The sequence below is a fragment of the Acinetobacter sp. ANC 3832 genome (genome assembly GCF_002135415.1).
Lineage (GTDB): Bacteria > Pseudomonadota > Gammaproteobacteria > Pseudomonadales > Moraxellaceae > Acinetobacter.
On the sequence record NZ_NEGJ01000003.1, the window covers coordinates 33,465 to 54,123 of the forward strand.

Annotated in this window: 16 protein-coding genes; 2 read left to right on the forward strand and 14 right to left on the reverse strand. The window is 36.6% G+C overall.

Annotated elements, in window-relative coordinates; genetic code table 11:
- Nucleotides 1-97: 97 nt before the first annotated feature.
- The 10 genes from B9T35_RS04610 to B9T35_RS04655 all read right to left on the reverse strand — a co-directional run bounded on the left by B9T35_RS04610 (nucleotide 98) and on the right by B9T35_RS04655 (nucleotide 13,008).
- On the reverse strand, nucleotides 98-808 hold the full coding sequence (locus tag B9T35_RS04610) for a response regulator (protein WP_086189960.1): 711 nt from the start codon (nucleotides 806-808) through the stop codon (nucleotides 98-100).
- 17 nt (nucleotides 809-825) lie between these two features.
- Nucleotides 826-3,498: a sensor histidine kinase gene (locus B9T35_RS04615; protein ID WP_086189961.1), complete on the reverse strand. Its 2,673-nt coding sequence runs from the start codon at nucleotides 3,496-3,498 to the stop codon at nucleotides 826-828.
- A gap of 295 nt (nucleotides 3,499-3,793) precedes the next feature.
- Entirely contained in the window at nucleotides 3,794-4,399 is a 606-nt protein-coding gene (gene kdpC, locus B9T35_RS04620) for a potassium-transporting ATPase subunit KdpC (RefSeq protein ID WP_086189962.1), read from the reverse strand.
- Between the two features lie 10 nt (nucleotides 4,400-4,409).
- Nucleotides 4,410-6,437 carry a potassium-transporting ATPase subunit KdpB gene (kdpB, locus tag B9T35_RS04625; protein ID WP_086189963.1) on the reverse strand — a complete coding sequence of 676 codons (2,028 nt, stop codon included), beginning with the start codon at nucleotides 6,435-6,437 and terminating at the stop codon, nucleotides 4,410-4,412.
- A gap of 12 nt (nucleotides 6,438-6,449) precedes the next feature.
- The gene (kdpA, locus tag B9T35_RS04630) at nucleotides 6,450-8,180 is read right to left on the reverse strand and encodes a potassium-transporting ATPase subunit KdpA (protein ID WP_086189964.1); all 1,731 of its coding nucleotides are present in this window, start codon (nucleotides 8,178-8,180) and stop codon (nucleotides 6,450-6,452) included.
- 370 nt (nucleotides 8,181-8,550) lie between these two features.
- Nucleotides 8,551-9,654 (reverse strand): sterol desaturase family protein, encoded by a 1,104-nt coding sequence (locus tag B9T35_RS04635; protein WP_086189965.1) that lies wholly within the window; start codon nucleotides 9,652-9,654, stop codon nucleotides 8,551-8,553.
- Nucleotides 9,655-10,022: 368 nt separating this feature from the next.
- Entirely contained in the window at nucleotides 10,023-10,460 is a 438-nt protein-coding gene (locus tag B9T35_RS04640) for a 2-amino-4-hydroxy-6-hydroxymethyldihydropteridine diphosphokinase (protein ID WP_086189966.1), read from the reverse strand.
- Complete coding sequence (gene folB, locus B9T35_RS04645; RefSeq protein ID WP_086189967.1) at nucleotides 10,417-10,797, reverse strand: dihydroneopterin aldolase; 381 nt, start codon at nucleotides 10,795-10,797, stop codon at nucleotides 10,417-10,419. Before folB ends, B9T35_RS04640 begins: the two co-directional genes overlap by 44 nt.
- 126 nt (nucleotides 10,798-10,923) lie before the next feature.
- Nucleotides 10,924-12,222, reverse strand: a complete 1,299-nt coding sequence (locus B9T35_RS04650) for an ABC1 kinase family protein (RefSeq protein WP_086189968.1) — start codon at nucleotides 12,220-12,222, stop codon at nucleotides 10,924-10,926.
- A 39-nt stretch (nucleotides 12,223-12,261) separates the two neighbouring features.
- On the reverse strand, nucleotides 12,262-13,008 hold the full coding sequence (locus tag B9T35_RS04655; RefSeq protein WP_086190312.1) for a HesA/MoeB/ThiF family protein: 747 nt from the start codon (nucleotides 13,006-13,008) through the stop codon (nucleotides 12,262-12,264).
- Between the two features lie 537 nt (nucleotides 13,009-13,545).
- Here B9T35_RS04655 and B9T35_RS04660 point away from each other — a divergent pair.
- Nucleotides 13,546-14,697 carry a catalase family protein gene (locus tag B9T35_RS04660; protein WP_086189969.1) on the forward strand — a complete coding sequence of 384 codons (1,152 nt, stop codon included), beginning with the start codon at nucleotides 13,546-13,548 and terminating at the stop codon, nucleotides 14,695-14,697.
- Between the two features lie 221 nt (nucleotides 14,698-14,918).
- Here B9T35_RS04660 and B9T35_RS04665 read toward each other — a convergent pair whose 3' ends face one another.
- A complete protein-coding gene (locus tag B9T35_RS04665; RefSeq protein WP_086189970.1) occupies nucleotides 14,919-15,497 on the reverse strand; it encodes a YceI family protein in 579 nt (192 codons plus the stop codon).
- 314 nt (nucleotides 15,498-15,811) lie between these two features.
- Here B9T35_RS04665 and B9T35_RS04670 point away from each other — a divergent pair, with 314 nt between their 5' ends.
- Nucleotides 15,812-16,219 (forward strand): OsmC family protein, encoded by a 408-nt coding sequence (locus B9T35_RS04670; RefSeq protein ID WP_086189971.1) that lies wholly within the window; start codon nucleotides 15,812-15,814, stop codon nucleotides 16,217-16,219.
- Nucleotides 16,220-16,435: 216 nt separating this feature from the next.
- Here B9T35_RS04670 and B9T35_RS04675 read toward each other — a convergent pair whose 3' ends face one another.
- The 3 genes from B9T35_RS04675 to B9T35_RS04685 form a co-directional block, all read right to left on the reverse strand.
- A complete protein-coding gene (locus B9T35_RS04675) occupies nucleotides 16,436-16,651 on the reverse strand; it encodes a hypothetical protein (protein WP_086189972.1) in 216 nt (71 codons plus the stop codon).
- Between the two features lie 174 nt (nucleotides 16,652-16,825).
- Complete coding sequence (gene tkt, locus B9T35_RS04680) at nucleotides 16,826-18,814, reverse strand: transketolase (RefSeq protein ID WP_086189973.1); 1,989 nt, start codon at nucleotides 18,812-18,814, stop codon at nucleotides 16,826-16,828.
- A 185-nt stretch (nucleotides 18,815-18,999) separates the two neighbouring features.
- Nucleotides 19,000-20,169: a GGDEF domain-containing protein gene (locus B9T35_RS04685; RefSeq protein ID WP_086189974.1), complete on the reverse strand. Its 1,170-nt coding sequence runs from the start codon at nucleotides 20,167-20,169 to the stop codon at nucleotides 19,000-19,002.
- Nucleotides 20,170-20,659: the final 490 nt, after the last annotated feature.

The following is a 20,659-nucleotide window of genomic DNA, read 5'->3' on the forward strand; positions in this document are numbered from 1 at the left end:
TTATCTTTTAAATTAAAGCCTCACATTGATTATCAATGCACAAGCTTTCTACATCCATTAACCAACAAAAACACTCAGACTATTTAAAACTAGATAACTAAATTTTTCCTAAAAACCTTAAGCCTACACCTGGTTCAGTCGCAATATATCGAGGATGAATTGCATCATCATTTAATTTAGCACGTAATTTCGCCACTAAAATCCGTAAATAATGCGTATCTTCCTGATGCGTAGGTCCCCATAAGTCTTTTAATATTTGTGGTTGGGTAATCAATTGCCCACGATGTTGAGCCAATAACATTAATAGCTGAAATTCTTTGCGCGTTAAAGAAACTAACTCATTCGATAAAAACACCTGACGCTGTGCAAAATCAATTTTTAAAACATCATCATCAAAAATAGCGGATTCTGTGGTTTGTGTAACCTGATTTCTTAACATGGCGCGTATACGTGCCATTAATTCCTGAATGCTAAACGGTTTAGTCACATAATCATTTGCCCCTGCATCTAAAAGTGCAACTTTTTCAGTTTCATCTGCACGTACAGAAAGAATAATTACTGGTACTTGTGACCAAATACGAAGCTCTTTTAAAACATCTTGCCCATCTAAATCAGGTAAACCTAAATCTAGAATCACCAAGTCTGCCCCTTGTAAAGCAAGCATTTCCAGTCCCATTTGCCCTGTTTCAGCCAAGAATGTTTTATATCCTTGTGCACGTAAAGCAATATCTAAAAACTTACGAATTTGTGGTTCATCATCAATAATTAATACATTCACGGCGTTGCTTGTTGTATTTAAATCATTCATCTTTATTCATTTCTCTTTTATGCCATGATCTGCTGTATGGGTAGTAATATACGAATACAAGTACCCCGATGATTTTTTGCCTCAGTGGCGGAAATCTGTCCCATATGTGCACCAATAATCGCTTTTACAATAGTGAGCCCTAAACCCGTACCATATTGCCCACGATCACCTCGTTGCATGGTGTAAAACATATCAAAAATACGATTACGTTCTTCTTCAGGAATGCCAAGCCCTTGGTCACTAATCGTAATCTGAACCTGTTCATCATTCACTTTTTTAACTTCAATTTCAACAACTTCATCTTCAGGTGAAAACTTGGCTGCATTTTCCAATACATTAAAAATGGCTTGCTCAATTAAAGCCGCATGTACAAATAAATTAATCGCTTCTTCAGGCATTAAAATATTGACCTTTACTTTGGGTAAATATCGGTTTAAACGGCGCACTGCTGATCCAACCAATTCATCTATACCAATCCAATCTCTTTTTAAACTCAAGCCTTCATGCCCTAAACGCGTCATATCCAATAAATTTTGAATATAACGATCTAAGCGCTCACCCTCTAAATGAATCGCTTCCAATAAACTGTCTTGATCTGCTTCATCCATCGAGTGTCGATAGTTACTCAAAGTCTCTGCTGCTCCAATCATCGATGCTAAAGGCGAACGTAAATCATGCGAAACAGAGGATAATAATGCTGAACGTAATTTTTCAGTTTCAGATGTTACATTGGCAATTTCTAATTCTTTGGTCAGTTGAGTACGTGAAAGTGCCTGAGCGATATATTCAATCATGGTTTCCGCTAAGCGCTTCTGTTCAACATTTAGCATCTTCATCTGATTTGGAAACTTTAAGCCGACAACACCCAAACATTGTTTTGATGCTAAAAGTGGTAAAAACCACCATTCATTTTCAGTTAATGTTTGAGTAAAACGTCCTGATGGTTGCTGATTAGTGATTGTCCATTCCGCTGATATTTTTTCTTTATCTGATAGCCTCGTGTGATTATACTCATTGCAAATCAGCACTTGATTTGGAAAATACAATAAAACATCTGCTTTTAGATTTTTCTCTAAACTTTGTTCTGCAATATGATTGACCTGCTCAATATTCACAGCAGTCGATAACTTTTGCCCCAAGTCTTGCATAATACTGTTATAGCCATTGGCTGCTTTTAATGCGGTCACTTGCCCCCTTAAACGAGAGGCTAAACGACTTGCAATTAATGCTGCTGCCAAGAATGCTACGACGGTAATCACTCCCTGATGTGCCGAAATCTGCAAGGTATATTTAGGTGAAATAAAGAAAAAATTATACGCAAGAAAGAAAATAATCGCAGAACATGCTGCCGCAGCCATGCGTGTTTTAGATGCGACAAAAACCACTGCCGTAATAAAAATAACCGAAAGCTCTTCAATACCTAAATATTTTTCGCCTAAACTGGCAATGGTAATGCTAATGATCGTAGTGAATAAAACTAATAAAGATTCTTTCAAACTTAAAAATAGACGTGTTTCCCCGACAGAATGAAGTACTTTTTGCGCCGATTGAATCGGAACAATACTCAACTCAAAATGAGGATGATATTGTAAAATTTGCTCAATTAAATTCGGTTTAACTTTTAAATGATACTTTTGAGCTTGTGTCTGTGCCACAACCAATGTGGAGATACCCCGTTCAAGGGCAAACTCTGAAAGCGTTTTTGCATGTTGTTGACCATATAAGATTTCAGTCATACCACCCAGTTGTCGGCATAAATTCAAAGCTCGCTCAATTTCTCTACTTTGTGCATCTAATTCAGGAATTTTTGAATTTACTGTTTGATAATGATTTTCATGTATAAAAGCAACAACTGTCCATGTCGCTAAACGGTTTTCAGCAAGGCGACATCCTGCACGTACTAAAGCTTCAGACTGCCCCAAACCATCAACCATAATTAATAGATGATTTTTGAGTGGGATTGGTGTTAATCCTTGTAATGCAAAATTTTCACGCACATCACTATCGACATGACTTGCAACGGTTTGCATTGCCAGTTCACGTAAAGCCGTTAAATTTGAACTATTAAAAAAACCTTGTAACGCATGCTGTACTTGTTCAGGAATATAAACTTTGCCCTGATTTAAGCGTTCCAGTAATTCATTGACAGGTAAGTCAATTAAACGAATATCACGAATACGCTCAAATACCCGATCAGGCACTGTTTCATTTACTCGAATGCCTGTAATTTGATATACAACATCATTCAGACTTTCTAAATGCTGAATATTCATAGTAGTAAAAACATCTATGCCAGCATCGAGCAATTCGTTAATGTCTTGCCAACGTTTTTCATGCCGACTTCCGGGAATATTGGTATGGGCAAACTCATCAACCAAAACAATTTTAGCTTTCTTTTCAAGAACAGCATCTAAGTCCATTTCTTCAAGATGATGCCCTTGGTACTCTATTTTTTTTCGAGGGATGCAAGGTAGTCCTTCAATTAAACTTTCAGTTTCGATACGCCCATGTGTTTCAATATACGCAATAATAATATTTTGCCCTTGCTGAAATAAATCACGTGCTCGAACTAACATGGCATAAGTCTTACCTACGCCGGGTGCAGCACCTAAAAATATGGTTAAACGCCCTGATTGATAGCGTTTGGCATGTTGTAATAAAACATCTGCTTTATTGTTTCGATTTTCCATAGAAATATCTTTTAAAATAATTAAATCAACAATGTTGCTTTTTGAAAATATAAATAATTGATATCTTAACTAAAAATGGGATTCGTTATTGTCCGAGACAAACAACCATCTATTTCATCATATTTCTGCGAAATATTTGAGCAATATTTCATTTTGACAAGTTCAGCGAATGCCAAACGGTTTTGGTTACTTTTACCATGACAAAAATAATAAACAAGCTCCTACCATTAAACTTTCTCTGGTAGGATGCCGTCGTGAAAAAATATAACCAATCATTCTAATAAATATACAGAAATTATTCTTTGATCAGATCTAAAGCTAAATTTAATTCAAGTACATTTATACGCTCTTTCCCCAACATCCCAAAAGTAGGTTTTAAAGTATATTGCTGAACTAGCTCAAGGACTTGCTGTTCAGCTAAATGCCTTACCTCTGCAACACGTTTCACTTGAATCATTGCAGACTTCAAACTAATTTCAGGATCTATCCCACTTCCCGAAGCCGTCACCAAATCACTTGGAATTTGACCACGATCAACCTGATCTTTCACTTGAATATCAGCAATGCGTTGTTCAATGATTTTTGTTAATTCAGGATTGGTTCTTGCCAAATTACTACCTGCCATTGCCATGGGATCATAATTAACTGCTGAAGGTCGTGATTGAAAATACTTTGCATCTGTAAAAGGTTGAGCAACTAAACGAGAACCTAAAACCTTTCCATCTAATTCAATTAAGCTTCCATTGGCTTGATCCGAAAATAAGACCTGACCTAGCCCAGTCATGGTTGCGCTATATAAAAAGCCACACAAACCTAAACCAACAATAGTCAACCCAATAGAAGACCGAAGCAATGAAAGATATGAAGCTTGTCCTAAATGTTCTGTATTGATCGTATTCATGTTCAACTCCTTAAATAACCAAAACTTGACTGATCACAAGATCAATCGCTTTGATTGCAACAAAAGGTAATATCACTCCACCTACACCATAAATCAGCATATTACGGCGCAATAATTGTGTTGATGTTGATGGTTTAAATTTCACACCACGTAATGCGATTGGAATAAGCAAGGGAATAATGATGGCATTAAAGATCAATGCTGAAAGAATGGCGCTTTCAGAACTGCCTAATTGCATCACATTCAACACACTCATTTGCGGAATGGCTGCAACAAAAAGTGCAGGCAATATTGCAAAATACTTTGAAATATCATTCGCCAATGAGAATGTGGTTAATGCGCCACGGGTAATTAATTGTTGTTTCCCAATTTCGACTACAGCCAATAATTTGGTTGGATCAGAATCTAAATCCACCATATTGCCCGCTTCTTTAGCCGCTTGTGTGCCTGAGTTCATCGCCAAGCCAATATCTGCTTGCGCAAGTGCAGGTGCATCATTGGTACCATCGCCCACCATTGCCACTAAATGTCCTTTATTTTGCTCGGCACGAATACAGTTCAACTTATCTTCAGGTCTAGCTTCAGCAATATAATCATCCACACCCGCTTCAGCCGCAATTGCAGCAGCAGTCAATGGATTATCCCCTGTCACCATCACTGTTTTTATACCCATTTCACGTAAACGTGCAAACTTCTCTTTAATGCCTGGTTTAATCACATCGGACAGTTCAATCACGCCTAATAAATTTTGACCTCGTGCAACCACAAGTGGTGTTGCACCTTTTGAAGCAACTTGTTCGACACGTGTTTTAAGTTCGCTATGACGTGAAATATCTTGCGAAGTAAATTTTAAAATTGCATCCAAAGCACCTTTGCGGATTTGTTGCCCATCGATCAAATTCAAGCCTGAAATACGAGTTGAAGCACTAAACGGAATAAATTCAGCCTGTTCAGGTTCATGAACTTTTTCACCCTGTTCTTTTGCCAGTGCAACAACTGACTTACCTTCAGGTGTTGGATCTGCAAGTGAAGTCAATACAACAGCTTGACGAAGCTCCGAATCTGATACACCTGTCAGTGGATAAAATGCGGTTGCTTGACGATCACCAAAAGTAATCGTTCCTGTCTTATCTAGAAGTAAGACATCAATATCACCTGCAACTTCAACGGCTTTACCTGATTTGGCAATCACATTGGCTTTTAAAGCACGGTTCATTCCCGCAATACCAATCGCAGGCAATAAACCGCCAATTGTCGTTGGAATCAAACACACTAATAAAGCCACCAAAAGAATCGGATTGATGGAAATATTGAGAAAATGACCAATAATCGGTAGGCTAACCACGACCATGATAAAAGTCACAGTCATCACCGTCAGTAAAATCCCGAGTGCAATCTCATTGGGGGGTTTTTGACGATTTGAACCTTCAACCAAGGCAATCATATGATCTAAAAAGCTATTACCTGCTTCTGCTGTGACTTGTACGATAATACGATCTGTTAAAACTTTAGTACCACCAATCACACCTGAACGATCTGTTCCTGCTTCACGTAATACAGGCGCAGATTCACCTGTTACTGCTGCTTCATTAATCGTGGCAAAACCATAAACAATTTCACCATCAGAGGGAATTAGCTCACCTGCTCGAACTTCAATCAAATCATTGAGTTTCAATGCAGATGCAGCAATTTGAACGCCTTCTGTGTCTTGTAAATTTGTGATTCGTCTTGCTGTTAAATTTTGACGTGCTTGTCTCAGTGATGATGCTTGACCTCGCCCTTTAGCTTCTGCAATCGCTTCTGCATAATTGGCAAATAAGACGGTAATAAATAGAATCAACGTGACAAGTAAACCGAATATAAGGTTCGCTTTGCCTAAAATCGTACTGATTAAAGTAATAATCGTCCCGAGCCATACAATCGCCATAACAGGATTTTGCATTGCATGTTGTGGAAGCAACTTAATAAAAGCATTTTTCCATGCTTCAGCTTGAAAAAGCGTTGATATATTTTGTTCAGACTGTACTGAGTGATTCATGAATTTTACTCCTTAGCCTTGAACCAATAACAAATGATCAGCAATTGGCCCTAACACTAAGACAGGCATAAATTGTAATAAGGTCAGCATCACAACAATGGCAATTAAAGTTAAAGCAAAGGTCGGTGTTTCAACTTTTAAGCTACCATTACTTTCAGGTGCCTGACGTTTAGAGGCTAAACGTGTCGCAATAATCAGAGGAATAATCAATGTTGGGAAACGCCCTAACAGTAAAGCAAGACTACAAGTCAGATTCCACCAAACCGTGTTATCTGCCAAGCCTTCAAAACCTGAACCATTATTGGCAAATGCAGAAACGTATTCATATAAAACTTGTGAAACCCCATGATATGCAGGATTACTATTCCCTGTAAGTTCAGGGAAAAATAAGGCAATCGAGGTTAATCCTAAAATCACAATCGGTTGAATCAAAATCACCACAGCAAGTAGTTTGATTTCACCTGCTTCAATTTTTCGACCGAACAGTTCAGGGGTGCGCCCTGTCATGAGACCTGCAATAAACACAGCCAAAAATAGATAGATGATGAATTGCTGTAAGCCACAACCAATTCCGCCCCAAATGGCATTAATCAGCATATTGGACAGTGCGACCAATCCTGTGAGTGGTGATGTAGAATCATGCATCATATCGACTGAACCATTATTCACTTGTGTTGTTAATGCTGCCCACAGTGCAGATGATGATTCACCAAAACGCATTTCCTTACCTTCCATCAGCGAAATTTGCGAAGCGGTTTGAGAAAGGCTTTCAGACCAAATTGCACTGGATGCTGAAATTACGGACATTAATAGCATTGAACCAAAAACAAAGCCTGCAAATTTTGGACGTTTTGTAAAGAATCCCAACATAAAAATAACGCTGACTGGAATTAATAAGATTGCGAGCATTTCCATAAAATTTGAAAATGGTGTTGGGTTTTCTAATGGCACAGTACTGTTTGGTCCATACCATCCTCCACCATTACTGCCGAGTTGTTTAATGGCAACCATTGGTGCAACAGGTCCCAGTGGAATTTTTTGTACTTTTAATTCAGAAGTCTGATCTACAATTTGAATCTCTGGTCCACCTTGAAATGTTGCAGGTACACCTTGGCTATTTAGAAACAATGCCCAAATCATACAAAGTGGCAATAAAAAGCGAAATGTTGGACGAATAACATCTGCCCAATAATTTCCAACACTGATACTTTTAATTTTCTGAGCGAGACCTGCTGCAACAGAGTCTGATACTGTGGCTAGGTCATTTGAACGATCAAAGAATAAAGCACGAACGGTTGCAACCACCATCGCCAAACCCATCATTGGAGTAATGACTTGCAAGCCAACAATTCCAACCATTTGTGATAAATAGGAAAGCTGTGCTTGACCTGAATAATGTTGTTGATTGGTATTCGTCAAAAATGAAATCATGGTATGTAATGCCAAATCCCATGACATATTCGGTGCGTGGTTGGGATTTAAAGGCAACCATGCTTGCACCATAAACATGCTCCACACCGCTACACCAAGAATCAAACAACTAAATACAAAACTTAGAATATACGTTTTAACATTCATCCCTTGCTGAGGATTGGTTCCCAACATTGCATAAATCGGTTTTTCGATCCAATTGAAAAGCGGATCAATCTTCATCTCACGGTTTTGCATAACAGCAGCAAGGTATTTTCCGAGCGGAAAAGCCAGAATCGTAACAATGACTAAAAGTAAAATGAGCTCTAACATGACAATGCTCCTTGAACCTGCATTGCCCTATTGATCTGCGTTATATTTTTTAAGGTCTTACATTTTAAGCATTTGATTTGATGCTTTACACGTTGATGAGCTATGAATTTAGCGTCCATCGTTTTCATCCTAACATCGGGGATATTCCAAGATGTAGTATGAAAAATAATGGCGTAAACTCTCTATTGAGAAAATAAACTTTGGCGTAAAATTTGCGTAAATTATATAAAGCTAAGCGACATTTATTGTCGTTACATTATTAATTTGCGTTGAATAAATGGCTTGTACAGCTTAATTTATGAATGATTATTGAATCATGTAATTATTATCATTAGGTATTTTATTTTAGCTTTTCATAACCAACGTAGTCCTAGTCTTTTGATGATTTATGAATAGGTAGCGGTGCATCTGTTCTCACATGAGGTTTAAGTACTTGTTGCTGACCATTCACTGGTTTTTTCATATGAATCGGTCGATAATTTTTGCTAAAGACCACACCACCAAGACGCCAATCATCTACACAAGTAACACTACCCCAAAATCGCTTCAAAGATTCAACCTGCACACCAATAATACCTCTATCATTGTCAATATCCACCATCTTATCGCCAGTTACTCCCGTAAGATGTATAGGCTCGTTATATAAAGCTGTTTTAAAAATTACATCCCAGATTGCAAATACCTGTCCAAAATTACAGTTATGCAATGTTGGTCGTTCAGGTACAAAGTCCATATGGTGTAAACGATGAAATTCTGGACTAACGAAAATTTTACCCACGGTTGGACCAAAGCCAATACGGGCATTAGCATGGGAAAAATTTTGTACCAACTCACCAAGAAGCATTAACCAAGCAAACTCCTCGCCTGATACTCCCCAAAATATACCAACACCTGCTAAAACAAATGACTGCGCCATTCCATCTAGATAATTAGTGCGATCATTGGTCCAACAGCTCATTTGCCGTTGGCTATGATGAAAACTGTGCATTGCCCACCACCACGGTAGAACATGTTGAATACGATGCATCCAGTAATAAACTAAATCATACGTTAAGTAATAGAGGATAAAAAACACCCAAGAATGATTTTTTAACCAAGGGAATTGAGCTTTCATACTCCAAATACTGTCATCACCTACAGTTGGTGAAATACCGCTAAAATAATTGATGATTGGTGTCATGATTAAAAATGCAAAAAGTGGAAATAAACCCACTAACATCAACCAAGTTAAATGAAAATCTATGCGAGCATAACGACGATTATCCCACTTTTCAGCAGGAATCAAATTTTCTAAAGGGCGAAATAAACAACCGATAATCACTAACTGTAATATACCAACCATTAAGGTTGTGGCAATTTCTGTTGATGTATCCGTATATTTCGTAATATGTAAAAAATTAAGAATGGGTAAGACTGCATGCTGACCAAGCCAAATCGAGCATTGCTCCCAAAGAGTCACTATTTCAGATAACATACTTACCTACTCTGCAACACCAACGATGAAGTGCAACACTGACAAGTAAGCTACATTATCAATCAACTTATCAGTATGATCACTTTTTATGTGTATATAGTTTTATGAGCAGAATATTAAAATTTCATTAATAAAAACTTGTTTTAACCTAACTAAATCTTAGCAATTTTTTAAATTTTTCTTTTAATAAAATATCTCAAATAAATCATGCTTAAAGCTTTTAAATTTTAATGTATTGAACACATCCAAGGTATAAATACAAAACAAGATTGTTTTTCATCCTATAATAGTGATACTGCATCACTATTCTAATTTTTAATTTAGGCAAAATCTTATATTTACTCTTAATCCATTGCTAAACAATAATCTTAATCTATGCATCTCACCACAGGAAATTGATGTGTTAAATGACTGAATCTTTCATCCTTCCAAAGATCAAACATTGGAATTTTCACATCTAGAGCTAAGGGCATTTTTTTAGGATTAAATTGCATACTATTTAAATCTACTCCCCATGCAATTAAATCCACATCCAAAGAAATATGATGTGAGGGACGAATACGCCCTGTATCTGCTTCCATTTTTTTCAATACAGTTGTGATTTCTTCAACAGATTGCTCACAATGTAATAAACATGCTGCATTCCAATAATCTGCCCCAACACCATCTCGGCACGGAATAAGATAAATTGGAGAAAACGTTACTTCGCCCAACGTTGAAATTTGAGCGAAAGTTTTTTTGAAATTTTGTTGAGGATGACAATTACTCGCCAGTGCTAAGGCGAATATCGTTTCGGTGGCGTTCAAGACGAATTCCTACAGAATTTGCTTGCGCGATAATGGCAGGCTTACGGATGGTTATATTAATAGATTCAACGGCGGGAAAGGTAGTAAAAAGTGCATCTAAAACTAACTTTGCGGCATGTTCGATCAATTTCGGTGCAGCATCCTGAATGACTTTGGCTGAAATTTCACAAATTTCAGCATAATTCAGCGTATCATCCAACTCATCTGAACTTGCTGCTTTTTCCAGACTTGTATTGATGGTTAAATCGAGCATTAAAGGCTGAATGATTTGACGTTCCCAATTGAAGCAGCCAATCACGGTATCAACCTTTAAACCTTCAATAATAATTGCGTCCATTTTTCACCTAGAAAGTTTCCCTATCTTTCAATTTTCAAAAAAGAAAAATTCTCTTCTTTAAAATAGATCAAGATAATCCTCACTTTATCTAAAGCAAGGATTTTGGAGAGTTTAATTAAATATGAATCAATGCTTTAACAGTGAACTTGGATCGATATTTTGCACCATCTGTAAACGTTGGTCTGCATAAATATCTGTATATGGTGCAAGAACGCGCATAAATCGATCAAAATACAGCATTTGTTTAAACAATAAGGCAAAATCACGTGGGAATTTAATACCGTGACGCTCACCAACACCGACCATGTCCATCATAATGTCGTTTAAATCTGCTGGATTTGAAGTCAAAATTTGCTGTGGATCAGCCATCAGCACACCACTAAACAAGCGCTCTAAATCTGCGGCTAAAACTTGGGTATCAATTTGTTGACTGGTCATGCCCATTTTGAGCATATTATCAGCCATTGCAACATAGTCTGTTTTTTGCAACGCATCCATAAAGGCCATACAGGCTGTCCATACCACAGGATTCAACTGTCCGACAATACCAAAATCAATAAAACCGATGCGACCATCTTCAAGCAACATTAGATTGCCTGCATGTAAATCTGCATGGAAAGATTTACACATCATCAAACTACCAAACCAAGTATTCATCGCTGTGATTAACACTTGTGAAGGGTCTTTTGCCACTTTTTTTACCACTTCAAAATCAGTCAATGGTACGCCATATAAGCGTTGCATGGTCAATACGCGACGCGTTGAATATTGATGATAAACTTTAGGCGCTGTTGCTGCATTATTTTGCGATACGTTCAAATAATCAACAAAATCATCAAGATTCTGTGCTTCTTCAATAAAGTCAACTTCACGTACCATGCGCGTTTTAATTTCATCAACAATATCTGCAAGTGAAGCAAATTTCGCTTTCGGTACAAGTCTTTCAAAAACTTTAGTTGCCCAATGCAGTACGCTTAAATCGGTATAGAGAATGGTTTCTACACCAGGTTTTTGTACTTTAATCACAACATCTTCGCCGCTAACCAGCTTCGCTGCATGCACTTGGGCAATCGATGCTGAAGCAAGTGGTTTTTCTTCAATTGAAGCAAAAATTTCACTTAAATCACGACCTGCAAATTCCGAAGCCAATACACCTTGCACATAACTGAATGGTAACGATGGAGTTTGGTCTAAACACCCTTGAAACTCTTCCACATATTCACGTGGAAATAATGAAGGTGTGCTTGCAATGAACTGCCCGAGTTTAATGTACGTTGAACCGAGTGATTCAAATGTTTCTCGCATAAGTTTGGCATTACTCGGTTTTTCAGTGGCATATTTAATGCCCGCCTTCGCAGCAATCACAGCCGTTTCCCCAACTCGGGCAACTGAGCGCAGTCCATCTAAGAAGATATTGTTTTTCATAATGTCTAAGTAGCATCAAATTTATTGGAGTGTAGCAAATTAATCGATGTTTGCAGTATGACTTGCCTGACAGTTTGGACAATCTATTTCTTTTTCAAAAGCTAAAATTCGTTGTTTCATTGTTAAACCATCCCAAAGTAACAGTTTTTGCTTGAGTGGTGTCATTCCTAAGCCTAAAAATAATAATGCATGATGTGCTTGTAAACTTGCCATCACATTCGGCGTGGTTGCCAATACGCCTGAATCTGCACAGCGGAAACTTTCATTAATATGCTGTTCTTTTGGAAAGAGGCATTCATAACAAGCTGAATCCCCTTCGACCATCAATAACTGCCCTTGAAACGCAATGGCTGATGCGCTGATGAGTGGCACGTTCAACTGAGTACAGATTTGATTAACCAAATAGCGTGTCGTGAAATTATCACATCCATCTAAAACCAAGTCTTGTGATGCTATCAAGTCCGTAGCATTACTTTCATCAAGCTTAGCTACATAGCTTTCTACATGAATATTCGGATTAACCTGCTGTAAACGCTTTGCTAAAATTTCTGCTTTATAAAAACCAATATCTTGTTCTGTATATGCAATCTGACGTTGTAAATTACTCATCTCAATGCTGTCAGCATCTATTAAAGCGATTTTTCCTACACCTGCACGTGCGAGTAACTCAGCTGTAGTACAACCTATTCCACCACAACCAACGATTAAAACATTGGCGAGTTTAAGCTTTTCCTGCGCTTCGATATCCCACTCATCAAGAAGGATCTGACGAGAATAGAGATGCATTTCGGATTCTGTGAGTTCTAAATCTGTTTCGGTCTGATCAATCACGTATTTAGCCTATTACATTTTTGTTCGTATCAATAGCATGGATTATAAAGGAATTAGCTGATTGCTCTAGTGAAACTCTTTAACAGTTGCTATTTTTTACCCCAATATTTTAAGCGCTCTTTAACAGCTTAATAAAATCAATAAGTTATACAACCTTAAAACAACTTTGGTTATTTGTTGCATTTTATACTTATCCTATTGTTATTTTTATGGTTTATCACTTAATATTACTGTTCACTGCCATGTAGGCAGCTTAGAAAATACTAAAAACCCATTCTCCTTTCAATGTGTAGTTCACTGCCATGTAGGCAGCTTAGAAAGCTAAAACCAATTTATACTTTCTACATGAGTTTTTTCTAAATTTTATGCAAAAAATAAAAACGTCTTTTTCAAATTAAATTTCTATAAAGGAGTATGATAAATCAATGTTTTTAGCAACATAAAGACTCCAAATATTACTCTATTGTTATTTTTGAAGTGAAAAGGAAGTCCATGCAAAAATTACTACAATCAAAATACTTTCAAACAATCGCTCTTATCCCACTTATACTCACAGTAAGTAGCTGTGCTTCCACTACATCTAAAAACCAAAATCTTGCTCCACCTAATCATCTTAATACGATTCAATATCCCAATATTGATCAACAATTAGGAGAAAAACTATATCCCAATGAACAAATGGTCGCTAAAGAGATTGCAGATATTATTGAAAACTCTATTCGTAAACAATACTCCTCAACAACAGCTCTTCGTGATGCCCATCCTAAAGCACATGGTTGCGTTCAAGCAGAGTTCCATGTCTTAGAAAATCTGCCAAGTCGTTTTGCTCAAGGCATTTTTATTCCAGGTAAAACATATAAAGCATGGATTAGATTTTCAAATGGTTCTCATGATGCAACACAGCCAGATATTAAAAAAGATGCACGTGGGATGGCCATCAAAATTTTAAATGTTTCAGGAAAGAAAATTTTAGAAGGCGAAGAACAAGCGACGACTCAAGACTTCATTATGATTAATCATCCTGTCTTTTTCGCGAATGACCCCAATCGCTATATGTCACTCATGCATGATGTAAACAGTGAAAGTTCACTTAAAAAACTTCATATTCCTTTTGCACTGGGTTTAAAAGGAACGAAGATTGCACTAGATTTAAATACAAGAATTTCGAATCCACTACAAGCACGATATTGGTCAATGGTTCCCTATCAACTTGGAATAGATGCTGATCGTCAAGCTGTCAAATATTCAGCTCGTGCTTGCTCAAAAGCTCTAGATGCGATTCCTAATAAACCTAATGATAATTATTTGAGAGATGCGCTACGAACTAACTTAGAAAAAGAAGATGCTTGCATGGAATTTCTCATTCAGCCTAGAACTTCAGACAAATTAGCTGTCGAAGACTCAATGACTGAGTGGCAAGAAAAGCAAGCTCCTTTTTATAAAGTCGCTACGATTCGTATTCCTAAACAAGTTTTTGATACAGCTGAACAGAACAAGTTTTGTGAAAATCTTTCGTTTACACCATGGCATGCTTTACCTGAACATAGACCTCTTGGTGTAACAAACCGACTTCGTAAAGTTATTTATGAGCGTATCAGTAAAGTTCGACATGAAATGAATGCTACGCAGATGGTAGAACCATAAAGGAATTTCATTTTACTAAACTCGAAATCATGAACTTGAACGAGAAACTAAATTTTTTAATCTTGTTAAAATTTCACTAAAAATATTGGTGCAGATTTGTATTTATAATATCCAAAAAATGAGGAATATAAAGATAATAAGGATAATTTGCGTAATTCTGATATTAAAACACTCTCACCTGGAGAGTGTTTTGAAAATATAAGCATATGCTTTATAAAGTATTACTTAGCAACAGATGCTTCAGTTGTAATATTTACAGTAATCTTGTCACCTACATTCGGTACATAGTTACCAATACCAAATGCTGAACGATCAAATGTAGTCGTTGCATTAAAACCTACAGATTGAGCTTTAGTCATTGGATGTTCGCCTTGTTTATTTAAAACTGCATCCAATACCACAGGTTTAGTCACACCTTTTACAGTTAAATTACCTGTGATTTTGTATTTATTTTTACCTAAAGACTGTACTTTGGTACTTTTAAACGTAATGTTTGGGAATTTTGCTGCATCAAACCATGCTTCTTGTTGAAATTCTTTATCTAAAGCAGGAACATTGGTATTAACACTGCTTAATGGAATCGTTACATCGACAGATGAATTGGCAGGTTTTTCATTATCTACATTAATGGTACCTGTAATATCACTGAAGTTCGCAGATGGTGTAGAAAAACCAAAGTGATTCCATGTAAATACAGTCGCTGTATGGGTAGGATCGATTTGATATGCAACTGGTTTTGCAAAAGAGAATGTCGCTGCTGTTGCTACCGCTAAACCTAATGTTAATGCTTTAATGTTCATGTTTTTTATCTCGCTTTAGAATGATGATTAGTTTATACCTTATCGATTTTAATGCACTCATATCAATAAAACGATATGTTTCATTATTAGAACGATTCTCTTTCATTACACATCACATATAGATAAAAAATTCACTATCACATTGATAAGAAATAAATTATTAAAATTAAGTATATAATTAACATTCTTAATCCTGAGTATTAGTAAACTTAATTTATATTCTGTGAAGTATTTTATACAAAAAACCTACAGTCGAATCAAAGCATAAAGCGTTGTATATCAATATATATTTCTAATTTTAAGAAGATGCACAAATGATTCATTCTGTATTGGCTCAAAGTACAACGACACCCTATCGTGTCACACTTACTAATCCACAAGGGCATATCTGGTATGTCGATGAACCTATAGAGAAAGGTGGTGCAGACTCTGCTCCAAACCCAATGCAGTTATTACTTTCTGCTTTAGGTGCGTGTACTACAGTAACCTTGCAAATGTATGCAGACCATAAACAAATTAAACTCGAACATGTACAGGTAGATTTAGCTTTAAATCCCAATGGAGAGCCTGAAGCTGGGCAAAATATCATTGAGCGTAAAATTACTTTAAAGGGTGATTTCACAGAAGATCAGCATAAACGTCTATTAAAAGTTGCAGAAAGCTGTCCTGTACATAAATTATTGACGTCGAATATTCAAATTCAGACGGAATTAGATATATAACAACTTTTTGTATTCTTAAATATTAGATCAATTGATTCCCTGTCTTTTAAAGTAAAAAATAACTGATCGCGATGTGTAATTAGAATGCAAATCTTGGGTTTCTATAAGTGAAAAAAGCTATTAGGACTATAAATCATTCACTATCAATTAGCAGTTATTTTTATAAGTCTAGAAAAAACTAAAGCCCCAACTGGGGCCTTTACAACTTGTACAGTCTTACAACTTTTCAACCAATACACGGTCAATCTGTTTTAAACCTGTATGTTTTTCACGGTTTTGACGACGAACTTTAATGATTTTCTCTTCATCTAAGTCTTTCAACATCAACACAACAGCCATCATCGACTCAAGAGGGAGATCTTGACCAATCCACTTCTGCTCACCGGCGTCCATCAGGGTAATTTCATCATTAATCTGATTATACAAGCTCATATTTTCCTCACTTATGGCGAATGAATACCATATTTAAATGCATACTCAATGAATCGCATCACTATATACCTATTGATAAAAACTACCAGTAAAATTTCATCTAAAAGCAAACAATAATTGCATCATAAAAAAACGCCCCTTAAGGAGCGTTTTTAAATCACTTAAATCTTTCGATTAAGCTGTAATTTCATTCACTGCTGCTACAACGGCATCCGTTGTAATACCAAAGTGTTTGTACAAGTCTTTGGCAGGTGCAGATTCACCATACGTCGTCATACCAATCACACGACCATCAAGACCAACAAATTTCCACCAGTAGTCTACATGTGCAGCTTCAACAGCAACACGCGCACGGATATTAGCAGGAAGTACAGCTTCACGGTAAGCAGCATCTTGCTTCACAAATTCTTCCGCACATGGCATAGACACAACGCGCACGCCATCAAGCTGTGCATAGGCTTCCATTGCCAAAGAAACTTCTGAACCAGTTGCAATGATAATGGCTTTTAATTCGCCTTTTTCTTCAGCCAATACATAACCACCCTTCGCAACATTCTCAATTTGAACTTGAGTACGTGTTTGGAATGGTAAATTTTGACGAGAGAAAATCAATGCACTTGGACCTTCAGCACGTGTTAATGCAGATTTCCAAGAAATTGCGGCTTCAACAGTGTCACATGGGCGCCATGTATTTAAGTTTGGCGTACCACGTAAAGATGCAATTTGTTCTACAGGTTGATGTGTAGGACCATCTTCACCTAGACCAATAGAGTCATGCGTATAGACATGAATCACGCGTTGTTTCATCAATGCAGACATACGTACTGCATTACGTGCATATTCCATAAACATCAAGAATGTTGCAACGTAAGGAATGAAACCACCATGAAGTGCTACACCATTGGCAATTGCAGTCATACCGAATTCACGTACACCATAATGTACGTAGTTACCTGCTGGATTGTCCTGTACACCGACACAACCTTTCCAAAGCGTCAGGTTAGAACCTGCAAGGTCAGCAGAACCACCTAATAATTCAGGAAGTAATGGACCGAATGCTTGAAGTGTATTTTGGCTTGCTTTACGTGTTGCAATGGTTTCAGCTTTTGCATTGGTTTCAGCAATAAAAGCATCTGCCTGAGCCACGAATTCAGCAGGTAAATCACCATTTGCACGGCGTTTTAATTCTGCGGCTTCTGTTGGATATTTTGCTGCATATTGAGCAAATACTTCATTCCAAGCAGCTTCAGATTTTGCACCTTTGTCTTTTGCATCCCAAGCTGCATAAACATCAGCAGGAATAACAAATGCTTCTTCTTTCCAACCCAATGCTTCACGAGTTAATGCAATTTCATCATTACCCAGTGGAGCACCGTGACAATCTTCTTTGCCTTGTTTATTTGGCGAACCTAAACCAATAATGGTTTTACACATGATGAGTGTAGGTTTCTTGGTTTCAGCTTTTGCTTCTAAAGTTGCAGCACGTAATGCATCAGCATCATGACCATCAACTTTCAGCACTTGCCAACCGTAAGCTAAGAAACGTTGTTCTGTATCATCAGAGAACCAACCTTCTACTTCACCGTCAATTGAAATACCGTTGTCATCATAATAAGCAACAAGCTTACCAAGACCTAAAGTACCTGCCAATGAACATGCTTCATGAGAAACACCTTCCATTAAACAACCATCACCTAAGAAGCAATAAGTGAAATGATCAACAACTTGAATATCTTCTTTATTGAATTGAGCAGCTAAGGTTTTCTCAGCAAGAGCAAAACCAACAGCATTCGCAATCCCCTGACCCAATGGACCAGTCGTGGTTTCAATACCCGGTGCATAACCTAATTCTGGGTGACCTGGTGTTTTTGAATGCAATTGACGGAATTGTTTAAGATCTTCAATTGAAAGCGCATAACCGGTCAAATGTAATAATGCATATTGAAGCATTGAACCATGACCATTTGACAATACAAAACGGTCGCGATTCGCCCATTGTGGGTTTGTTGGATTGTGATTTAAAAACTCACGCCAAACAACATCAGCGATATCTGCCATCCCCATTGGAGCACCTGGATGTCCAGAATTTGCTTTTTGCACAGCATCCATTGCTAATACACGAATTGCGTTGGCAATACGACGTTCATTCAGCGGGGTTGTCATAGATCAGAGTCCAATAAGATGAAAAATAAATAAAGGAAGATGAATAAGTATTCAGAACTGCGTCATATTGTCTTAAAAAAAGCGACTGGGGTAAAGCCTTAACTTTATATTTATGCCCTAATGTTTCAAATTGACTAAAAAATACACAAGCCATGCTTCAAATAATACAAAAAGAATGAAGATCCTTAATGTGATGCATAGCAAATTTTATTTCGCCCAGATGCTTTTGCACGATACAAAGCCAAATCAGCTTCATGCAATGAATTCATTGCAAGCTCTCCTTGCTGCATAAATGCCACTCCCATACTGCCACTGACTTTAAATTTGATTTGATCTTTTGATAGATGCTCAATTTGCTGTAATGCATCGTGGCACTTTTCAGCAATGACTTGGGTTTTCTCTATACTTGTATTTTTCAAAATAATTAAAAACTCTTCCCCACCAAAGCGTCCAACGATATCTGAATCACGAATCACATTTTTTAGAGCTTCTGCTGTATTTTCTAAGACAAGATCACCCACCAAATGCCCATAAGTGTCATTCACATCTTTAAAATCATCTAAATCAATCATGATCATGGCATTTATTTGAGTTAAAAATTTATTTCGATCCAATTCAGCCAATGCCAAATTCAGCATACGGCGATTATAAATTCCCGTTAGCGCATCAAACTCACTCAAATATGCAATATAATTTTCACGTTCACGCAATTGTTTTAAAATAAGTATCAATACTGTTATACATGCGATTAATATCGGGAAACTAAAAAAAGAAGTCGAATTTAACCAAAAAGAATTGAGATAGCTCGGCTCGCCAATCGTTTTAAAATTAAAAAGAGGCGCATAAGGAATATTACCTTTGAGCGTTGCATCAATAATGATACCAAAACAAACACTTGACAATAAAACAACCGATGCCATCACACGGTAATTAAAAAGAATAATACCGACAAATAGATAACAGGCAGTATTCAACATCGTATTTGAAGCAAATATTCCTGCCAAATATCCATCAGGCAATAGTGTTATTGCAAATAAATTCACACAAAAATAAGGAACGTAATTCTCTATTTCCTTTTTGCCTTTTAGAAAAGACAAAACAATAATCAAGAGAGCAGCAACAACAATTTGAATAAGTTCGAAATTTAATTGGAATTTAACAACAGATAGATGAACAAATTGCTGAACATCAATATTCAATAAAATATAAACTTTCCATGAAACCCAGAGTATTTTTATCCCAATGAAAAATATAAAAATCAAAATACATCTTTCTACAGGTCCCCAATTCAACACATATGGGTTATCAATCATCCACCTGAGACTTTGTTTTAAAGAGTGAATAATTGATGACATATATAAAGAATCCCCTATAGTTTAAAAGTATTATTTAAAGATATACTTTGTATATACGACATTAAATTCATTGATGAAATTTATTTTATTATCTTAAATAATATCTTTTCAATTAACAATAAACTAAAGCATTTAGCCTTATATTTAAATGATTTAATTTGACTAAGATTCACAATTCAACTGCTCATTTTTTTACAAATGGCTAAAGTGAATAAATTTCATCTTTCAAAAAAATAAGTGAAATATTTACTCATCCTCATTCGACTCCCGCTTAAAATGACTCATTGATCACACTATTTCTTAAAAGTAGATTAAACAGCTACACATGATGACTCAACAAGCGTAAATTCAGCTGGATATTAATAAATAAAATTTAAAAAAATCGGTATATCAGTTTTATGAATGTCTATATCTATAAAAAAAGCGACGAATTGAAATAATTTCATGCTTTTTAGTCAGGTTAAGCTAGTCCTAAAGACTAACTCGATGT